Origin of the sequence: Mesorhizobium sp. M8A.F.Ca.ET.208.01.1.1 (assembly GCF_004791315.1) — a bacterium.
Lineage (GTDB): Bacteria > Pseudomonadota > Alphaproteobacteria > Rhizobiales > Rhizobiaceae > Mesorhizobium.
Genome location: NZ_SRUT01000004.1, coordinates 157405 through 174853, shown reverse-complemented (window position 1 = coordinate 174853; position 17449 = coordinate 157405). Strand labels below are relative to the sequence as shown.

General features: G+C 59.6%; 16 protein-coding genes. 8 read left to right on the top strand and 8 right to left on the bottom strand.

What is annotated here, in order from left to right; genetic code table 11:
* Positions 1–20: 20 nt before the first annotated feature.
* From kduI to EN851_RS20340, 3 genes are read left to right on the top strand one after another with little or no spacing between them, the layout of a single operon-like run.
* The gene (gene kduI, locus EN851_RS20350) at positions 21–872 is read left to right on the top strand and encodes a 5-dehydro-4-deoxy-D-glucuronate isomerase (RefSeq protein WP_135929926.1); all 852 of its coding nucleotides are present in this window, start codon (positions 21–23) and stop codon (positions 870–872) included.
* Positions 869–1633 (top strand): 2-dehydro-3-deoxy-D-gluconate 5-dehydrogenase KduD, encoded by a 765-nt coding sequence (gene kduD, locus EN851_RS20345; RefSeq protein ID WP_135929925.1) that lies wholly within the window; start codon positions 869–871, stop codon positions 1631–1633. Before kduI ends, kduD begins: the two co-directional genes overlap by 4 nt.
* Before the next feature lie 10 nt (positions 1634–1643).
* Entirely contained in the window at positions 1644–1982 is a 339-nt protein-coding gene (locus EN851_RS20340; protein WP_135929924.1) for a cupin domain-containing protein, read from the top strand.
* A gap of 154 nt (positions 1983–2136) precedes the next feature.
* On the opposite strand, the gene EN851_RS20335 is transcribed toward EN851_RS20340, so the two are convergent.
* The gene (locus EN851_RS20335) at positions 2137–3558 is read right to left on the bottom strand and encodes a coniferyl aldehyde dehydrogenase (RefSeq protein WP_127873383.1); all 1422 of its coding nucleotides are present in this window, start codon (positions 3556–3558) and stop codon (positions 2137–2139) included.
* Between the two features lie 114 nt (positions 3559–3672).
* Here EN851_RS20335 and EN851_RS20330 point away from each other — a divergent pair, with 114 nt between their 5' ends.
* Both EN851_RS20330 and recQ read left to right on the top strand, forming a co-directional pair.
* Positions 3673–4215 (top strand): hypothetical protein, encoded by a 543-nt coding sequence (locus EN851_RS20330; RefSeq protein ID WP_135929923.1) that lies wholly within the window; start codon positions 3673–3675, stop codon positions 4213–4215.
* Between the two features lie 202 nt (positions 4216–4417).
* Positions 4418–6262, top strand: a complete 1845-nt coding sequence (recQ, locus tag EN851_RS20325; RefSeq protein ID WP_135929922.1) for a DNA helicase RecQ — start codon at positions 4418–4420, stop codon at positions 6260–6262.
* A 622-nt stretch (positions 6263–6884) separates the two neighbouring features.
* Here recQ and EN851_RS20320 read toward each other — a convergent pair.
* Both EN851_RS20320 and EN851_RS36400 read right to left on the bottom strand, forming a co-directional pair.
* Positions 6885–7307 carry a hypothetical protein gene (locus EN851_RS20320; protein ID WP_135929921.1) on the bottom strand — a complete coding sequence of 141 codons (423 nt, stop codon included), beginning with the start codon at positions 7305–7307 and terminating at the stop codon, positions 6885–6887.
* Between the two features lie 15 nt (positions 7308–7322).
* On the bottom strand, positions 7323–7490 hold the full coding sequence (locus EN851_RS36400) for a hypothetical protein (protein WP_189587326.1): 168 nt from the start codon (positions 7488–7490) through the stop codon (positions 7323–7325).
* Between the two features lie 371 nt (positions 7491–7861).
* On the opposite strand from EN851_RS36400, the gene EN851_RS20315 reads away from it, so the two are divergent.
* Both EN851_RS20315 and EN851_RS20310 read left to right on the top strand, forming a co-directional pair.
* Positions 7862–9067 (top strand): integrase arm-type DNA-binding domain-containing protein, encoded by a 1206-nt coding sequence (locus EN851_RS20315; RefSeq protein ID WP_135930045.1) that lies wholly within the window; start codon positions 7862–7864, stop codon positions 9065–9067.
* A 155-nt stretch (positions 9068–9222) separates the two neighbouring features.
* Positions 9223–9978: a DUF5131 family protein gene (locus tag EN851_RS20310; protein WP_135929920.1), complete on the top strand. Its 756-nt coding sequence runs from the start codon at positions 9223–9225 to the stop codon at positions 9976–9978.
* On the opposite strand, the gene EN851_RS20305 is transcribed toward EN851_RS20310, so the two are convergent.
* A complete protein-coding gene (locus EN851_RS20305) occupies positions 9975–10796 on the bottom strand; it encodes a three-Cys-motif partner protein TcmP (protein WP_135929919.1) in 822 nt (273 codons plus the stop codon). The genes EN851_RS20310 and EN851_RS20305 overlap by 4 nt on opposite strands.
* A 142-nt stretch (positions 10797–10938) precedes the next feature.
* On the opposite strand from EN851_RS20305, the gene EN851_RS20300 reads away from it, so the two are divergent.
* The gene (locus EN851_RS20300; protein WP_135929918.1) at positions 10939–11478 is read left to right on the top strand and encodes a hypothetical protein; all 540 of its coding nucleotides are present in this window, start codon (positions 10939–10941) and stop codon (positions 11476–11478) included.
* Between the two features lie 32 nt (positions 11479–11510).
* Here the strand turns inward: EN851_RS20300 and EN851_RS20295 are convergent, their stop codons facing one another.
* The 4 genes from EN851_RS20295 to EN851_RS20280 all read right to left on the bottom strand — a co-directional run bounded on the left by EN851_RS20295 (position 11511) and on the right by EN851_RS20280 (position 17448).
* The gene (locus EN851_RS20295; protein ID WP_135929917.1) at positions 11511–12104 is read right to left on the bottom strand and encodes a hypothetical protein; all 594 of its coding nucleotides are present in this window, start codon (positions 12102–12104) and stop codon (positions 11511–11513) included.
* Between the two features lie 151 nt (positions 12105–12255).
* A complete protein-coding gene (locus tag EN851_RS20290; RefSeq protein ID WP_135929916.1) occupies positions 12256–15588 on the bottom strand; it encodes a DUF499 domain-containing protein in 3333 nt (1110 codons plus the stop codon).
* Complete coding sequence (locus EN851_RS20285; RefSeq protein WP_135929915.1) at positions 15585–16076, bottom strand: hypothetical protein; 492 nt, start codon at positions 16074–16076, stop codon at positions 15585–15587. Before EN851_RS20285 ends, EN851_RS20290 begins: the two co-directional genes overlap by 4 nt.
* Complete coding sequence (locus tag EN851_RS20280; RefSeq protein WP_135929914.1) at positions 16069–17448, bottom strand: DUF3696 domain-containing protein; 1380 nt, start codon at positions 17446–17448, stop codon at positions 16069–16071. The genes EN851_RS20285 and EN851_RS20280 overlap by 8 nt, the downstream gene beginning before the upstream one ends.
* Position 17449 lies beyond the last annotated feature (1 nt).

Genomic DNA, 17449 nt, shown 5'->3' with positions numbered 1-17449 from the left:
CACCGGAAGTCAGGACAGAGATGAGCCAGAACCACACAGACTACACATCGCGCTTCGCCATCGATCCGGCGGCCGCCGCCGCCATGGGAACGGACGAACTGCGCCATAATTTCCATATCGACGATCTCTTCCAGCTTGGCCGGATCAGCCTGACCTACACCCACTACGACCGGATGATCGTCGGCGGTGCCGTGCCGGTGGCGACGGCATTGCCGTTGGAAGCGATCAAGCCGACCGGCACCAAAGGTTTTCTCGATCGGCGCGAACTGATCGCCGTCAATATCGGCGGCGCCGGCTCGATCGAAGCCGGCGGCCAGTCCTTCGACCTGCGGGCGCGCGACATGCTCTATCTCGGCATGGGCTCCAGCGATGTGGCATTCGCTTCGGCAGATAAAGACGACCCCGCCAAGTTCTATCTGCTCAGCGCCCCGGCGCATCAGGCTCATCCCGGCCGGCTGATCCGCCTCGATGACGCCAAGCGCCTCGATCTCGGCAGCAAGGAGGCCTGCAACGAGCGCTCGATCTTCCAGTTTATCCATGCCGGGGGAACAAAGACCTGCCAGCTCGTCGTCGGCATGACGCAGCTGGCGCCGGGCTCTATCTGGAACACCATGCCGTGCCATGTGCATGACCGGCGCATGGAGGCCTATCTTTATTTCGACCTGCCCGAGGCGGCGCGCGTTTTCCATTTCATGGGCGAGCCGGACGAGACGCGCCATATCGTCATGCGCAATGAAGAGGCGGTGCTGTCGCCAAGCTGGTCGATCCATTCGGGCGCCGGCACGTCCAACTACGCCTTCATCTGGGCGATGGCCGGCGACAATGTCGACTACACCGATGTCGATCCCGTGGCGATGGACGCGCTGCGGTGAGCGACCTCACAGCTTTCAGCCTGGCCGGCAAGCGCATCCTGGTCACCGGCGCCAACACCGGCATCGGCCAAGGCATCGCGGTCTCCATCGCGCGCGCCGGCGGCGCGGTGATCGGCGTCGGCCGCTCGTCGATGGCCGATACGGCGAGCAAGGTCGCGGCTCTGGACGGCGAATTCAAGGCGGTCGCCGCCGACCTTGCCAACACCGGAGCGGCCGGACCGATGCTCGATCGTGTCTGGGACGAAAGCGGGCCGCTCGACGGGCTGGTCAACAATGCCGGCATCATCCGGCGCGCCGATGCCGTCGACCTGACGGAGACCGATTGGGACGATGTCATCGACGTCAATTTGAAGACGGTCTTCCTGCTCAGCCAGTCCTTTGCCCGGCGCGTCCTTGCCGACGGGGGCCGGGGCAAGATCGTCAACATCGCCTCGGTGCTGAGTTTCCAGGGCGGCATCCGCGTCGCGTCTTATACGGCGTCAAAGCATGGCGTGCTCGGCATCACCCGTCTGCTCGCCTGCGAATGGGCGGCGAAAGGCATCAACGTCAACGGCATAGCGCCGGGTTATATCGAGACCAACAACACGCAGGCGCTGCGCGCCGATCCCGACCGCAGTGCCGCCATCCTCGGGCGCATTCCCGCCGGGCGCTGGGGCGAGCCGGGAGACATTGGCGATGCCGCCGTCTTCCTGCTGGCGCCGGCCTCGAACTACATGCATGGCGCGGTGGTGCCAGTGGACGGCGGCTGGCTGGCGCGATGAGGAGATGAAAATGACCGAGCCTAAGACTTTCGCGCAAGCCGGCGAGGGTGCCTGGATGCCGACGCCAGACGGCAATCGCCGGCGCGTGCTGCTGTCCACCGACGAACTGATGATGGTCGAATTCGGCTTCGACAAGGGAGGCGTCGGCGCGCTGCATTCGCACCCGCACGTCCAGGCAAGCTACGTCGCCGAAGGCCGTTTCGAGGTGACCATCGACGGACGGACCGCAATCCTCGAGACCGGCGGCAGCTTCATCGTGCCGTCCGGCCTGGTGCACGGCGTCAGGGCGCTGGAGGCGGGACGGCTGGTCGACATTTTCACGCCACACCGCGCCGATTTTCTCGCCTGACCGGGCCGCCGGCGATTTCCCGGCCAATGAAAAAACCCGCACTTCCAAGGAAGCGCGGGTTTGTTGCCTGGGCGCCAATGGCGCCGCGGTACTCAAAACATCACCGCAGGACCGGAAACCTGCCGGATCATGGTGAATATAAACTTAATGCGTGTCAGGTGATGCGCCTGAGCAGGCCGAAAAGCCGTTCGAACGTCCTGCCATAGGGCGGGCGCAGAAGGGCTCCCGCGCTCAAGCGCGACTGCTGGAAGACCGGCTTCTCCTTGCTGAAGGTGCGGAAGCCCCACTCGCCGTGATAGGCACCCATGCCGCTGGCGCCGACACCGCCGAAGGGCTGGTTCTCCTGCACCAGATGCAGCATGCAGTCGTTGATGGTGACGCCGCCGGCGACGGTCTCGCGCAGGATGCGCCGGCGGTTGCCGCTGTCGCGCCCGAACCAGTAGAGCGCCAGCGGCCGGTCGGCCCGGTTCACATAGTCGATGGCGTCGTCGACCGTGGCGTATTCGACGATCGGCAGCACCGGGCCGAAAATCTCCTCGCGCATCAGCCGCAGGTCCGGCCCGGCGTTGCTGACCAGGGTCGGCAAAAGCTTCCGCCCCGTGGTGCCGAGGTCTTCGCCGGCCGGGTTGATCTCGGTGATATCGGCGCCGGCCTCGCGGGCTTCCGCGATCATGGCGCGCAGGCGCTGGTAATGCCGGTCGCTGATGATGGCGGTATAGTCGGGGTTGTCGCGCAGCGAGGGATAGAGCCGCGCCACCGCGATTGCGAGCTTGGCAGCGACCGTGGCTGCCTGTCCCTTGGGCACCAGCAGATAATCCGGCGCGATGCAGGTCTGCCCGGCATTCAGCAGCTTGCCATAGGCGACGCTGGCTGTTGCCGCGTCGAGATCGCAGGAAGGGTCGAGGATCGCCGGCGACTTGCCGCCGAGTTCGAGCGTGACCGGGGTCAGGTTGGCGGCGGCGGCGATGGCGACCTGGCGTCCGACCGCGGTCGAGCCGGTGAACAGCAGGTGGTCGAAGGGCATCGAGACGAAGGCCTTGCCCATCTCGGCATCGCCGGTGATGACGCTGAGTTCATCCGGGGCGAAGTGCTCGCCGGCCAATCTGGCCAGCAGTTCGGAGAAAGCAGGCGTCAATTCGGAAGGCTTTACCAGGACGCGGTTGCCGGCGGCGAGGGCCGCCGTGACCGGCGCCACGGCGAGCTGAAAGGGGTAGTTCCACGGCGATACGACGCCGACCACCCCAAGTGGCTGCGGCAGAAGGCGGTTTTTGCCTGGCAGGAAGGGCAAGGTGGTGGCGACACGACGCTCCCGCATCCAGCCGCCGACATGCGCAAGCGCATGGCGAATGCCGGCGCGCACGACGAACAGTTCCGCAAGACGGGTCTCATGCGCCGAGCGGCCGCCGAAGTCAGCGTCGATCGTGGCGCAGATTTCGCTCTCATGCCGCTCGGTCAGCGCCAGCAGGCGTTTGAGACGGTCTTTCCTCAGGCCAAGGTCCGCAAAGGGTTGCTTCTCGAAAGCGGCGCGCTGTAGCCGGAACCGCTCGTCGAGAGCATCCTGTCTTACCTGCAGCATCGTGCCCTCCCGGCCTGATTGGCCAAGTTTACATCGCAGAGCGAAGGAATCCAGCGGGAGCGATGGTGTCGTTGGGGAAGGAGGCGCGATGATGCCCCGATGCCATAAGCGGCGTTGGCGATTTTGCAGAAGGTGGTGCGGCAGGCCTTGTGCAATCCTTGGTTGCTTGCTGCAATGCTGGACGGGCAAGAGTTCGACACCAAGGGGGTTCGAATGAGCGGAAAACACCACATGCTGGCAGTGGCCGGCATTTTCTTAGTAACCGGCGCGATCGGCATCCTGTCCGCGATCGTCCTGCTGGCCTTTGGACATTCGCCGAATATTGTGGGTTCCGCCTCAAGCGTGGCCTACGTCATCGGTGGCTACTACTTCCTGAAAGGGTCAAGGCCGGCGAAGATTTTCCTGACGGTCATGGCGGCTCTCGCCACGCTGCTGGAAGCCGTCATCGGCATCCTCATGCTGAGCGATGGCCAGGTGCCGATAGGCCTGTTTATCATGCTGCTGGCGGTCCTTACCGGCTATTGCTTCCATGCGCTGCAACTGTCGAAGGCTCTCAAGGCCGAATTCGATCGCCGGTCCGAGACATATCGGTTGGAGAAGGGCAAGGCCGCCCAGCGCTATTATGACGAATTGGAGCAAGGCGGCAGCGGCGAGTGATGCCTGGGAGGGAGCTATATCCCTGTATCACCTTAGTCTGACCTGTCAGGCGGTCGTGCGCGGCACTGGTGCAGATCGGCGATATCGACCGTTGTGATCGGATGAGGGCTGCGCTACTCCAGGCCCTCACCCGGAGGTCGCTTTGACCGGTTTGCCTATCCTCCAATCCACGAAAAGCCGTTCCCAGTCCGGCGGCCGCCTGATGCAGGTAATGGCAGCGAGCATCCGCGCCGAGGATCCCAAGCGGCGCGTGCTGAAGGACGTGTTCGGCTTCGACGATTTCCGCCCCGGCCAGGCCGACGTGATGGACGCGCTGCTCGGCGGGCGCCATGTGCTGGCCGTCATGCCGACGGGGGCCGGAAAATCGCTCTGCTACCAGGTTCCGGCGCTGGTGCTGGGCGGGCTCACCCTCGTCGTCTCGCCGCTGGTGGCGCTGATGCAGGATCAGGTGGCGGCGCTGCGGCTTGCCGGGGTAGCGGCCGATACGATCAATTCCTCGCTCGATCGCGAGGCCAATGTCGCGGCTTGGCGTCGCGTCGCTTCGGGCCAGACGCGGCTGCTCTATCTGGCGCCGGAGCGGCTGATGACCGAGCGCATGCTCGAGGCGCTCTCCAGGCTCGACGTCAGCCTGATCGCCATAGACGAGGCGCACTGCATCTCGCAATGGGGGCCGGCATTCCGGCCCGAGTATGAAGATCTGTCTCGGTTGCGCGGCATCTTTGCCAATGTGCCGATCATCGCGGTGACGGCGACGGCCGACGAGAGCACGCGCACCGACATCGCCGCCCGGCTGTTCGCCGAGCGGGTCGAGACGCTGGTGCTGGGTTTCGACCGGCCCAACATCAAGCTGGCCATCGAGTCCAAGCAGGACAGCAAGCGGCAATTGCTGCGGTTCATCGAGCGCCATGCGGGCAAGAGCGGCATCATCTATTGCCTGTCGCGCAGGAAGACCGAGGAGATGGCGGCCTTCCTCGAGAGGAACGGCGTCAGAGCGCTTGCCTATCACGCCGGCATGAGCAAGGAGGCGCGCGAGGCGAATCAAAACGCCTTCATGACCTTGTCCGGCGTCGTCATGGTGGCGACCATCGCCTTCGGCATGGGCATCGACAAGCCCGATGTCGCCTATGTCTTCCACACCGATATGCCGGGCAGCCTGGAGGCCTATTATCAGGAAATCGGTCGTGCCGGCCGCGACGGACGCGAGGCCGAGGCGCATATGCTCTACGGTCTTGGCGACATCCGCATGCGGCGGCTGTTCATCGATGACGAGGACGCCTCGCCCGAGCACAAGAGACGGTCGCATCGCCGGCTCGACACGCTGATCGGTTATTGCGAAACGGCGCAATGCCGCCGCCAGGTGCTGCTCGGCTATTTCGGCGAAGAGGCTCAAGCCTGCGGCAATTGCGACAACTGCCTCGATCAGGCGCCGCGCGCCGATGGCAGTGACGAGGCGCGGAAAATTCTCGCGGCGGTCGCGCAGAGCGGCGAGCGCTTCGGCGCGGCCCATGTCATCGACATCCTGCTTGGCCATGAGACCGAGAAGGTGCTGGCGCGAGGCCATCAGGCGCTGAGCAGTTTTGGCGCCGGCGCCGCGCACAGGAAGACCGTGTGGCTGTCGCTGATCCGGCAACTTGTCGCCGGCGGGTTCCTGATGCCGGATCCCGAGGGCCATGGCGGTCTCGCCATCTCCGAAAGCGGCCGCGCGCTCGACCGCGGCGAGATTGAATTCCGGTATCGCGTCGAGACGCGGGACCCTCTCGTGCGCGGCAGGAAGCGTTCCGGGGAAGGCTCTCCCGCCGATGCCGAGGGCGTGGATGCCTCGCTGCTGGCGGCGCTGAAGGCGCTGCGGCTGCGGCTCGCCAAGGAGCGTCAGGTGCCGGCCTATGTGGTGTTTTCCGACCGCACGCTGATCGACATGGCCGCCCGCCGCCCGCGCGACCTCGACGCCTTCACCGAGGTGAATGGCGTGGGCGGGGCGAAACTCAAGGAGTTCGGGGCGGTTTTTCTGGCCGCGATTGCGGGGCATCGGCCCGACGGGGCAGGCTGAGGATCAGGCTTGGCGATGGGACTGCCTTCAGCTGCTGTTAGGCTACCCCGCCTCCGCCGAAACGACGGCCACCGCCATACTTCCGACGGTGTACCGATTGTTTGCGGATCGAACTTACCCACCCGCTCTCTTCTCCCAGACGACGACATGCGTCTTCGGCAGACGGGATCTGAGGCGTTTCTATGGGATTGTCATTTGAGGATGATGTAGAGCGGGATGAGGATTGCCAAGGCGGCGACGCCAATAGGTTAGTGATCATGCGCCGCCGCAGCGACGTGTCGGAATCTACGCAAAACCCGCCCCTCATTATTGCGCCAACTCAGCATCGCGTAATCAAGGCGCGAGCGCAGGTATCGGCTAAATTAGATGCTCAGGTTAGTCCGGCAGAGGATTATGAAGGCGCGAACGGCTACGTGGCCTCGTCCACCAGAGCAGCGCCGGCCCGATAGCGATGCAGCGGCTCGGCGTCCTTGCAAGAGTTGCCTGATGGCGCCGAGCCTAACCGGCGAGAGACTGGTAGGGGGCACGGCATCCCGCTGGCCAGGATGATCATGCGCCTTCCTCCAATAGAAGCGAAGTTATCCGAATGAATGAAATAGGAGGTATCCTTAGCGCGACCACGTCAGCGCCTCGCCAGTATGATCAACGCGGCTGAAACGATCGCCATCACGATCATGAACAGCGCACCGACCTCAGCCAATTTATACATCAGGGGGTCAGTGGGGAGCGGGTCGTTCGCCATGCGAGCGATCAACCGTCGGGCACGTTCGTCCTCTTGGCGAGTTTCAGATTTCGCCTTGCACGCATCAAGCAACTCATGGGCGTAGAGTTGTCTGGAGTCTTCCGAAGCGACCTGCGAATTGGTGTCCAACCAAACTTTGAACAAGTCGGGCTTGATGCGCATGGTAGCGTAGCTTAGCCCCTCCAAGCTCTCCATATGCGTCGCATCGAAATTCGCGTGCCACTCTTCCCAAGTCGGGGGCATATCATCGGCACCAGGAAGTTGCCGGATAAGTGGGTAATCTTCCGCGGTGTAGACCGGCAATACCCGCACCACTTTCTAACCCGCCAAGGCGCGCACGATGGCGAAGCCCACGCCGATCGCAAGGCCCGTGGCGAGGCTTTCGGCAATGCGGATGACAAAGGCGCCGTAGCGCTCGCGCAAACACGCTGGCGGGGCTCTCAGGACAGCAGGAATGTCGAAACTGCGTTCCATGCCGAGCAACATAGATCGAAACCGGGAATCTGTGAATCCCCTCGATATGGCGTCATCGAACCCGGACGGGGCGGTCAAGACGGTTTTAGCAGTGATCTCGCGGACCACAACTGGTTAATCAAAATCCGGTTAAGCGAAGTAATATCATTATGCTAGCGAAACGAATTAGCCCGGCGGCCTCGGCTTCCGGACTTTTTGTGGGCATGCGACGGTTGTTATTGATGTTGTGGCGGAGAGGGAGTCCGCCATACTAATGTCCTCCGATGTTCCTCAACGTTCTCAGAAGCCCAAGATTCGAAACGCTTTTCGGCGGCATGTGTCTTCCACCGTCCGCCGATGTTCCCTATTATCCGCAATATAAAGTGGGGAAGAAAGTGGGGACAATGGCTCGTTCGCTTCAAAAACTGACGGACGTGAAAGTTAAGTCAGATAAGTGGAACCCCGGCCGTCATAGCGACGGCGGCGGCCTATATCTCAACGTGTCTGACGTCGGCACCAAGTCGTGGCTCTTCATGTGGACGCCAGCCGGCGGCAAGCGGCGGGAAATGGGCCTGGGCGCCTACCCGGCGGTGTCACTGGCGAAAGCGAGAGCGAAAGCCGGTGAATGTCGCGTAGCTGTTGCGGAGGGCCGGGACCCTATCGCCGAACGGGCCAAAGAAGCCGAGCCGACCTTCGGGGACTGCGCGGATAAATTCTTAGCGTCGATGGAGGCCTCTTGGCGGAACGAGAAGCATCGCGCGCAGTGGAAGATGACACTTGAGGAGTATTGCAAGCCTATCCGCTCCAAGAGGGTTTCGACAATTGGCACCGAGGAGGTCTTGCAGGTGCTGAAGCCGATCTGGACGACTAAACCGGAGACAGCTTCTCGGCTGCGAGGGCGCATTGAGCGTGTCTTGGATTTCGCAAAGACCAAAGGCTGGAGGGCAGGGGAAAATCCCGCCCTGTGGCGCGGTCATCTAAAGAATGTACTGCCGGCAAGGAGGAAGCTGACCCGAGGTCATCATGCTGCGATGTCTTTCCATGAGGTTCCAGCGTTCGTCGTGCGACTGAGGTCCGCTGAAGCAATGGCAGCGCGAGCTTTGGAGTTCCTTATCCTGACTGCCACCAGATCGGGGGAGGTCTACGGCGCAAAATGGGCCGAGATTGATCTGATCGCAGGTCTTTGGACGGTCCCCGCTGAGCGAATGAAGGCTGCCAAGGAACACCGAGTGCCATTGTCGGATCGTGCGTTGAGCCTCGTGAAGAGTCTTTATGACCTGAGAGTGTCCGACTACGTCTTCCCTGGGCAGAAAAAAGATCACCCACTATCGACATCAGCGATGGAAATGCTGCTGCGGCGATTGGACGTGGACGTGACAGTTCATGGCTTCCGTTCTTCATTCAGAGACTGGGCGGGTGACAAGACGCACTTCCCCCGTGAGGTGGCGGAGGCGGCTCTGGCGCACGAGGTTGGCAACGCTGTGGAGCGGGCTTATCGCCGGGCCGACGCCATCGAGAAGCGTCGAAAGCTGATGCAGGCTTGGTCCGATTATCTTGCGGCCACCAAGTCAGGCAACGTCGCAAAGCTCGATGGATCACGACGGGCTTGAGCGCCGATGGCAATGCTGTGCCGCAGATGAGACTTCCGAGTACAAATCTTGAAGCTTGGGTTATCGTTTCAGATAGACGGCTTGTTGGGGCGGTGTCATGTGAAACGGAAGCTTAATGACCGACGATTCACCATTGTTCCGATGGAGAATCATTCATGGCCGAAACATCAATTGAATGGACCGATGCGACGTGGAATCCCGTGGCGGGTTGCACAATCCTCACCGCCGGCTGCACGAATTGCTATGCAATGCGAATGGCTGCCCGCCTTGAAGCGATGGGCATGGAAAAATACCGTGGCCTCACACGGAAGACCGCCGGCCGCGCGAAATGGACCGGCAAGGTCGTTGCCGATCCGCAGGCGCTTTTGATCCCCGCAACGTGGTCGAAACCGCGTCGCGTGTTCGTGAATTCGATGTCCGACCTTTTCCATGTCGATGTTCGCACTGACTTTATCCGCAAAGTTTGGACGGTCATGGAAGAGACGCCGCGCCACACCTATCAAATTTTGACCAAGCGTCCCAAAGTCATGGCCGAAGTCCTGACTCAAGGCGGCTTTCCGGTATTGTCGAATGTCTGGCTGGGAACGAGCGTAGAAGACAGTCGAGTTCTTGACCGGCTGGACGACCTTCGCAGGGTGCCAGCCGCCATCCGCTTCGTTTCGCTGGAGCCTCTGATCGGCTCCGTGGAAGGTGCCGATTTGTCAGATATTCACTGGGCAATCGTCGGAGGCGAAAGCGGACCGGGCGCGCGCGATATGGACCCGCGCTGGGTCGACGAGATTGAGGTTATGTGCCGCCGCGCCGGAACGGCGTTCTTTTTCAAACAGTGGGGCGGCAGAAACAAGAAGCTCACCGGGCGTAAGCTCAATGGTCGGACCTACGACGAGATGCCTGCGTCGTTGCATTTCTAGATAAATGACTGCTGTTTAGGCTGCGATGCGACTTTCCAAAACTGTTGAGGGAGGTTGTGTTTGGCTGCCATGAGAAGCCAGTACAGGGGCTGATTGTTCTTGCCCACGATCAGGCGCATTTCGGTGGACGGCCACACGCCCAGGGCAATGATCAGGCCTTGCCAGTATTCAAAGACTTCACCGCGAATGCGCTTCTGAGATTGGTTTAGCTGGACCGCATCTCGCCAGCCTGGGGCAAACACGTCGAAGGCCCGCTGCTGGCCTGTCAAATTGAAACCCAGGTTCCTCTGGAGATCCATCTTGCTGACGTGCACCAACATGTCGATGCGCTTCAGTTCAGAAAGGGCTGCGACGATTCTGAAATCGAGTGCTTCTAAGTTGTAGGGATCGATGAAAGCGAAATGCAACCCAAGCGGATGGAGCTTTCCTATAAGGCTTTCAGTAGCGTCCACGGCCGGTCCGACGAACGTTTCTACGGGGGCACCTAACCGTATAAGACGCTCCTCTGCTGCCTCTACCCGAATTGGATCGAGATCCCCGATGTAGACTTTGGTAAAAGGCGACCCACTGGCAACACTCTGCTTCCACGCCGCAACGGCTCCTCCGTCTATGAATTCCCCGGTTACACGGACCCGCGATCGGCCGGGGCCACAAAATGGATCTATGAAAGTAGCTCCGGCCTTGCCAGGCCCTGTCCAACGGGCACGAACATTTCGCGAAATGTCTATATAGCGGCAGAGATAGTCATGCTTCTGCTTTGCCCACGAGCCAACATCCTCAGCGGCTAGGCCGTCGTCCCCCTCAACTAGTTTGCCGATGATACCCTCCGAAGATTGGCTGCGGACTGCGTGCGTCGCTGAGAGATATGCAGGCGTTTTATATTCGCAACTTTGGAACTGATCATAAAATTGGTTCCAATGTGCTAAATGGATTCGAGAAATTCGATACGAGCAGCACCGCGTGGGAGAGAACGTGTTTTCGTACTGGGCTTACATCCTCATCGGCAACAACGACTCTGGAAAGACTAGCTTCCAGAAGTACCTCGTGTCCGAACTCAGCAATCGACAATACCGACGGCTTCCCCGAAACCTTCTGACCGATATAAGCCATCCTCGAATGCCTCGTGGAGTCGCTACACTTTCGACCATGAATCGCAGTTATCAGGGGAAGATTGCAGAGTATGGCGACGTGACGAGTTTCTTTGAAAACTACTTCCAGGAAGGCGACGTTTCCATTCTGTCGTCTCACGCACATGAGCCGGCTGCGACCCATTTGCGTGACATGATTCGGGAGTTAAGGCTACGCGCTTACAACGTCGCTGCTGTCTTTTTCAGCAACGCGTATACCAATGAAGCCGCAGAAATCTCACTTCTAGATTGGGATGAGCGGCTATGGATAGAGAATCCAGTCCGAGTGTCGGATAAGGCCATTCACGCCCAGATCGCGCGACAAGCGAACGAGTTTGCGAACCTATTGATTGCGAGAGCCATGCTTCAATAGTCTCTCGCGCAGCATCGCCGCTCTGGCGACGTTTATCGCCTCTCGACAGCACGCAAGAACAGGTCAAAGGTCTCATCGGTGATAATGAGCCGGGGTTCACTGGCCTTATCCTCGCTTTGGACCCCGTTGAAGAAATCAGGACGTAGTTTCCAGAGATCGGAGCAAGAGCGGCCACGGTCGTGCTTTGCGCAATTGCATGCCAACTGCAGCTGGCTTAGCGTCGAGCTTTGAAGGTTGAGCCCTTTGGCTGCCATCCAAGCCATCGCCTTTTGATGATCATAATGTCCAACACTCATTCGTTGATTGCAGTGTCTTTCCCAGAGATGAAAGAGAGCAATCACAAATGCCTTCCTCACAAACGGCAAAACGTTCTGGGCTTTCGCTACCTGCTCTGCGACCCTGTCGTAAACGTCGTCCAGATAGTCACCTTCCTCATCAGTTTCTGGTTCTGGAAGCGGATCGTTCGGCCCTAGTCGCAATGCGCGACGGATTGATTCCTCCGAGGTTTTTTTCTCGTTTTTGAGCGAATTCGTCGCAGCCGAATATGCGTGTCGAACTTCATCGACCTCCATATCTAGGATAGCCAAACTGATGACGTCGCTAAAGTGTGGAGGGAGCTTTGCCATGACAACTTTCGTGCGGTTTATCGAATGCAGACCGTAAGGTACACAAACGTCTTTTTCGGCACAGCTCCCGTTGATTTATGCGTAAGGTTACCTCGGTCGGCCTGAACTACGGGAGACGACTGCCTAAAAAGGCATTGGCAAGCCACGAGAATTAATCCTCGAACCCAGTCGATTCAGATTTAAACTTGAGCTGCCGGGCGTTGTCGCGGACGACGCTAACTTCGCCGTCGGCAAAGCCGTCGCTGGCTTCGGCTTCGATCTCCAGTGTCAGTTTTACCTTCGCACCCCGGGTTCGCTGAAGCTCCATCACCACGGCGTTGAGGATCGCGTCGAACGATTTGACAGGACGAACCATGTCAAGCTCGACAGAGCCATAGAAACGTCGAGGTTTGCCCGGCGCAGAGGATGGCGTCACGCCGAGGTGGGAGGTGCCCGGCTGAGGCGTTGAACCAGGGAATGACCCCGGCTTTGGCTGGGCCGCCGCCGCGCCTTCGTCCTTTAGTTGCTTCTGTGCCTCGGCTTCACGGACGATCATCGCCATAGGGGGGAGGAATTCGGGAGGGTTTCTTGCCCAGATGAGCTTATGGTACTTTCCTGTCGCCTCGTCGAAGCCATCGGCGTAACCGAACTGGGGATCGAATTTCGCAACAGCATCGCGAATCGAGCCCTCCAGTACGACTCCATCGCGCACCTTTGGCAGATAGACATAAGCCGCAAACCAATCAGCGATCTCGGCGATCGATAGGTGCGGGCGATCTTCTGGCCAGATCGGCCTCAGCGCAAGCCAGAGGCGCTCAGTGCCGAGCTTCTCAAGGACAATGCCATCGGCCTTTGCCTTGTCGTAGACGACATGTGGGATCGCGGCCCTGTCGCGAGACGAGATTAGGTTGTGTTCGAGATCGAAAGGTCTTCCCGCTGTTTCGCTTTTCACCGGATAGAGAATATGGCTCCAGGCCGTGCGGATTGCTTTCAACGCCGACTCGCGGTTCGTCTTAGCTTTGTCCTTCGCGTCGGCGGCTTGCGCCTGCGTCATTTGCTGCTGAAGGCGTTCGTCCCTATCGATGGATGTCCAGGCAATCGCCTTGCGCATCACTTCGCGTGCGGTGTCTAGGTTCACCTCATCAGGAGCGACGAAGATGAGCGTGTTCCGCAGGCGCCGCTGGGATGCGCGGCACCGCATTAGCGCATCGACCACGGCGCCTGTCGCCGGCGACTTTACGGCACCTCTCCCGGCATGGGCCATGGCCGGGCTCAGGATTACCAGCGAAAGCGACTGCGCCTCATCAATCGCCACAGGATCGTCCGGCGATGCAAAGACGCGATGGAAGCCAGCCTTGCTGCTAGCGTCTTCGCGCAGCACGTCAGTGATTGCAGCGTCGACTTCGTGATCCGGCAGCGCTTTTGCACGGTCATCGGCCAGCCGGTTCAGTGTGGGCTGTGTCGAAAACCAATATCGGCCGGCCTCTTCATAGAGGTAGGTAGCCCTTTCCGTCAGTTCGCGAAGTGCTTCACCGAAGATCGCCAACTGATCGCCGGGTTCAGCACAGGCGAGACGCAAACCCTGGCCGGTGAGACCGGCATTTGGTTGGCCAACCAATGGGGCCGAGCAAATGAACACAGACCGCGCGGCGCGGGTAGCCGCGCGCAGCTGAGAGATCCGTCGCGATGGATTTGCTTCCATCCGGTTCGGCAGAGAGCCGTCTCCATCGACTTCCTTATCGACGACTGAGCCGAACGCTGGATCGAGCGGATACAGGACGCTCACCCGCACGCGCTCGTGCGCAACCGGCACCCGCGCCGGCGTGATTAGCGGATCACGCATCTGGCCGTGCCAGAGGACACCGATGACGTTCGCCATGAAGCGCAATACGCCGCGTGTACGCTGGAACTTTTCGAGGCTAGCCCAATCCTTCGATAAGCGATCGAAGAGCTCCGGATGGATCGGATAGGAGAGGCGTAGCAATTCGAGATAGCGCGGTTCCTTGGCCTCCGGTGGGAACTCGGCAGGGTTCTTTTTGTAAAGATCATGGAAAGCTTTAACGGTTTCGTCGCGTGCCTTCTCGCCTTCCGAATCAAGAGGCTGGAACAGACGTCGCCGGATGATCTCATATGTTTCGTCCCCGGATGCTGGAAGCCAAGCCGATTGCACGCGGCCGAAGATTTTTTCAAGCCGAAGCAGCGCCGCCTCGCCGCGCGGCCCGCCGGCTTCCGCATGGCTTTCAGGCAGTGAACCGACAATCAAGATGCCTGGCACCATCTTTGCCGCTTCGGTGAGCGACTGGATGAAGGACAGGAAAGCCTCGAAGCGATCGTCGTCAAGTTGGCGAGCGAACATGGTCAGTTCGTCGAGGAGAATCACACTCGGCCCGGCGAGCTTGAACACTTCGACCATCAGCTCCGAGCCGGGGCTTGTTCGTGCGGCTTCGGCCTCGGCGACAAGCTGAAGACCAGCATCGCCAGCAATTCGCCACGCGATATAACCCCAGAGCGTTTTGACGCGTGGACCATCCTTGAGGTTCAGCGAAACGTCAGCGCCCTTGGAAGAGCCAACAAACACCGCAATCTTCGGCTTCGCCAGCGACTTCACGCCCGCCCGATCAAGAACCTCCGCCAGGCCGGGGAGTCCGCGCGGATCGCCGCCGTCCCCGAGATGTCTTACGAGATGGAATATCGCCAACATTGTGTGCGTCTTGCCGCCGCCGAAGGCGGTTTGCAGGCCAATCACCGGATCGCCACCGCTGCCTCCAAGCCTTTGCGCCGCCGTAGTCAGGACACGCCTCAAGCCTTCAGTGAGAAAGGTTATGCCGTAGAATGCGCTCGGCGTTGCATAGCCCTCGCCGGCATAACCGGCGTCGACGGCGAACAGATCTGCGGCGAATTCAGCTTCCTTGAAACGGTTTGCGATAACATCGGGGTGCGGTAGCGCGACTTCGATCCAGGGTTTCAAGGCTTTGCCGGGTTGAGGATCCTCATCAACGTTTCGCGACAGTGTTAATGTCGACTGGGACGGCGTCAGCGCAGGTGCAGTTTCTTCGTCAGGCGCGCGTGTCAGCCCCGACTGGCGCTGAACGTCATATAACTTCCTTAACTCTGCGACTTCCCCTTCTGGAGCTTTCACCAATTTCGAAAGCTGGTGCATAGCGTCGAGGTACCGAAGCGCCTCGTCGTCCTGCAAGCCGAGAGCGAGATGCGAGATGGCATTTCGGGCTTCAAGCGCCATAGAGACGAAATTGCGCGCCTTGTGCTTGTCGGCACGGGCGAAAGCATCATCGAACACCTCACGCCAGCGATCGATCATTGTCTTCACGAGGCCATAGGTGTCGAGTGGTGCATTCGGTGCTCCACCGGAGGCTCGGCTGGCATACTGCAGCCAAGTTGCACCATGGACCGCCTTCATTCGCGCTTCGACGAATGGCGTGAGGCCCTTGTGCAGATGGAAGAGTCCGCCTTGAACACGTTCTAATGTCTCTTTTTCCGCGCTCATGCCGTAAACCACTTCGTCTTGTCGCAGCCGCAGAGAAAGTCCACAACAATTCCGTTCGCGCCGAGCGCGGCCGCATGATCGGACCAATCGCTGTCTGTTGCGTTTGTAACCGCGACTTTCGTCTTAGCGGATAGGGCTGCAAATTTCCGGTCTGATTGATCGAAAGTCGCTAATTCGACGGCAGTCGGAAAGTCAGAGAAAGCGCCCCCCGCCGTTTTGTCTAACTGGACGCGCTTTACGCGATCGGGATTATGTTGCTGTTGCAGGACATATATCAAGAATTGAGCGCCTAACTCATAAGGTCGGCGCATTTTCAAGGCGCCAGCATATTCAGCTCTTATCTCGTCACCGGCGTCGATCAGTATGACATGATTATTCCGGGCCGCAGCTAGGAAAACGACGCAAGCATCGACGCAGGATGTAATCACATTGCTATTCTGGCGGTTGGCAATCACCGCTACATTGGTGTCGATTATGACCTCAGGCATCAGAGACTTTCTCTGTTCGTCTCTGAATGCGTTTCAATTCTGCTGCCGCGACTTCGTTAAAGGCATCCCCCATGAACTTATCTGGCCAATTTCGTATGTTTCCCAATAGGTCGACATCCAAAGGCACGAGAGAGGAAGCTCCCGTTTTCCCCTCCGCAAAGTACAATTTCACTCTATCCGAGGAAATTACGGCTTCGGCTATTCGGCGCTGCAACCTCAGTAGCAGGTGTTCGGAATGGCTTTCTAGGATGACTTGAACGCGCCGATGGCTCGCGGCTTGGATTATGACGTCAGCTAATCCGGCCTGCGCTAACGGATGCAAATGTATTTCTGGCTGCTCCAGCATCACAGTTGACCCCTCCGGGACGTACTGAAGCAACGTGATGACCGGAAGCACCTGGGAAACACCAGTTCCGACATCGGTCAAAGGCACGGACGGCCCGCCGTTGTGCACACGTACCCTTGCCATCCAACGATTTGACCCTGGTGCGACCTCGTCGATTGAAAAGCTGTCAATTAGACCCAGATGCTTCAGCCAGTGAGCGACTACCTCCTGCAGCGGTCGGCGTTTCTTTTTAGGCCCGAGACTTCGCATTTCTTCAACAGCAGTGGCAGCTACAAGCGCCTCAATCGTGCGTTCGCCAACTGTCCCGACGTCAACTGGCCGTGTCCCGGTCCATACATAGTCGCGCGAGGGACGTACTCGCAGTGGTCCGAGATAATAGAGATGGTCGAACTCCTCTTCGTAGGCTGTCTCAAGGTCCGCAAGGAACTGCGCATTCTGGAAATAGGTACGAGCCTGATCGGGAAACGCATAGGACCTGACCGGGCCTGGCAAGGTCCAGGCTCGACCCTGGTTGCGCACGAATTTGAAATTGCCCCCCGCCGAAATGAGCTCGTATTCTGAAGAACTGTCGCCCTTGGTTGCGAGGCGAAAGCTAATGCCGCTCAGCGAATACTCAAGAAAGATGGTGCGCATTGAGAACGTGTGCGTCCTCGACAATCGCTCAGCCGCGACCTCAGAACTGATGCTAAAAACCTTGCTGCTCGCTGCTATTGCCGCCTTCGATTCCGCTGCATCTTGGAGCGTAATGTTATTCTGGCGAGTGAATCGAATATCCCACTGCAAGCGCTTGCTGATGTCACCGTCATTGATGACGTCGGAAAATTGCCCGAGCTCGGCATAAGGGCCATTGAGCTGTAACACCGTGGCTCTGTCTCGTTCTTCACGGGTCTGCTTCAACATTAGTAGAAATTGGACGAGGCTCGACTTGCCCGATGAGTTGGTTCCAAACAGCCCAGTGATGCCAGCGAAGTCGATTTTGGCCTCGCGCCAAGCCTTGAAGTTCCGAAGATCCAAAGCACTAAGCACG

What these genes read in the sequence shown, in the direction of transcription:
- kduI (WP_135929926.1), top strand. Translation starts at nt 21, where the DNA reads ATGAGCCAGAACCACACAGACTACACATCGCGCTTCGCCATCGATCCG.
- EN851_RS20340 (WP_135929924.1), top strand. Translation starts at nt 1,644, where the DNA reads ATGACCGAGCCTAAGACTTTCGCGCAAGCCGGCGAGGGTGCCTGGATG.
- EN851_RS20335 (WP_127873383.1), bottom strand. Translation starts at nt 3,558, where the DNA reads ATGCTGCAGGTAAGACAGGATGCTCTCGACGAGCGGTTCCGGCTACAG.
- recQ (WP_135929922.1), top strand. Translation starts at nt 4,418, where the DNA reads ATGCAGGTAATGGCAGCGAGCATCCGCGCCGAGGATCCCAAGCGGCGC.
- EN851_RS36400 (WP_189587326.1), bottom strand. Translation starts at nt 7,490, where the DNA reads ATGTTGCTCGGCATGGAACGCAGTTTCGACATTCCTGCTGTCCTGAGA.
- EN851_RS20315 (WP_135930045.1), top strand. Translation starts at nt 7,862, where the DNA reads ATGGCTCGTTCGCTTCAAAAACTGACGGACGTGAAAGTTAAGTCAGAT.
- EN851_RS20310 (WP_135929920.1), top strand. Translation starts at nt 9,223, where the DNA reads ATGGCCGAAACATCAATTGAATGGACCGATGCGACGTGGAATCCCGTG.
- EN851_RS20295 (WP_135929917.1), bottom strand. Translation starts at nt 12,104, where the DNA reads ATGGCAAAGCTCCCTCCACACTTTAGCGACGTCATCAGTTTGGCTATC.
- EN851_RS20290 (WP_135929916.1), bottom strand. Translation starts at nt 15,588, where the DNA reads ATGAGCGCGGAAAAAGAGACATTAGAACGTGTTCAAGGCGGACTCTTC.
- EN851_RS20285 (WP_135929915.1), bottom strand. Translation starts at nt 16,076, where the DNA reads ATGCCTGAGGTCATAATCGACACCAATGTAGCGGTGATTGCCAACCGC.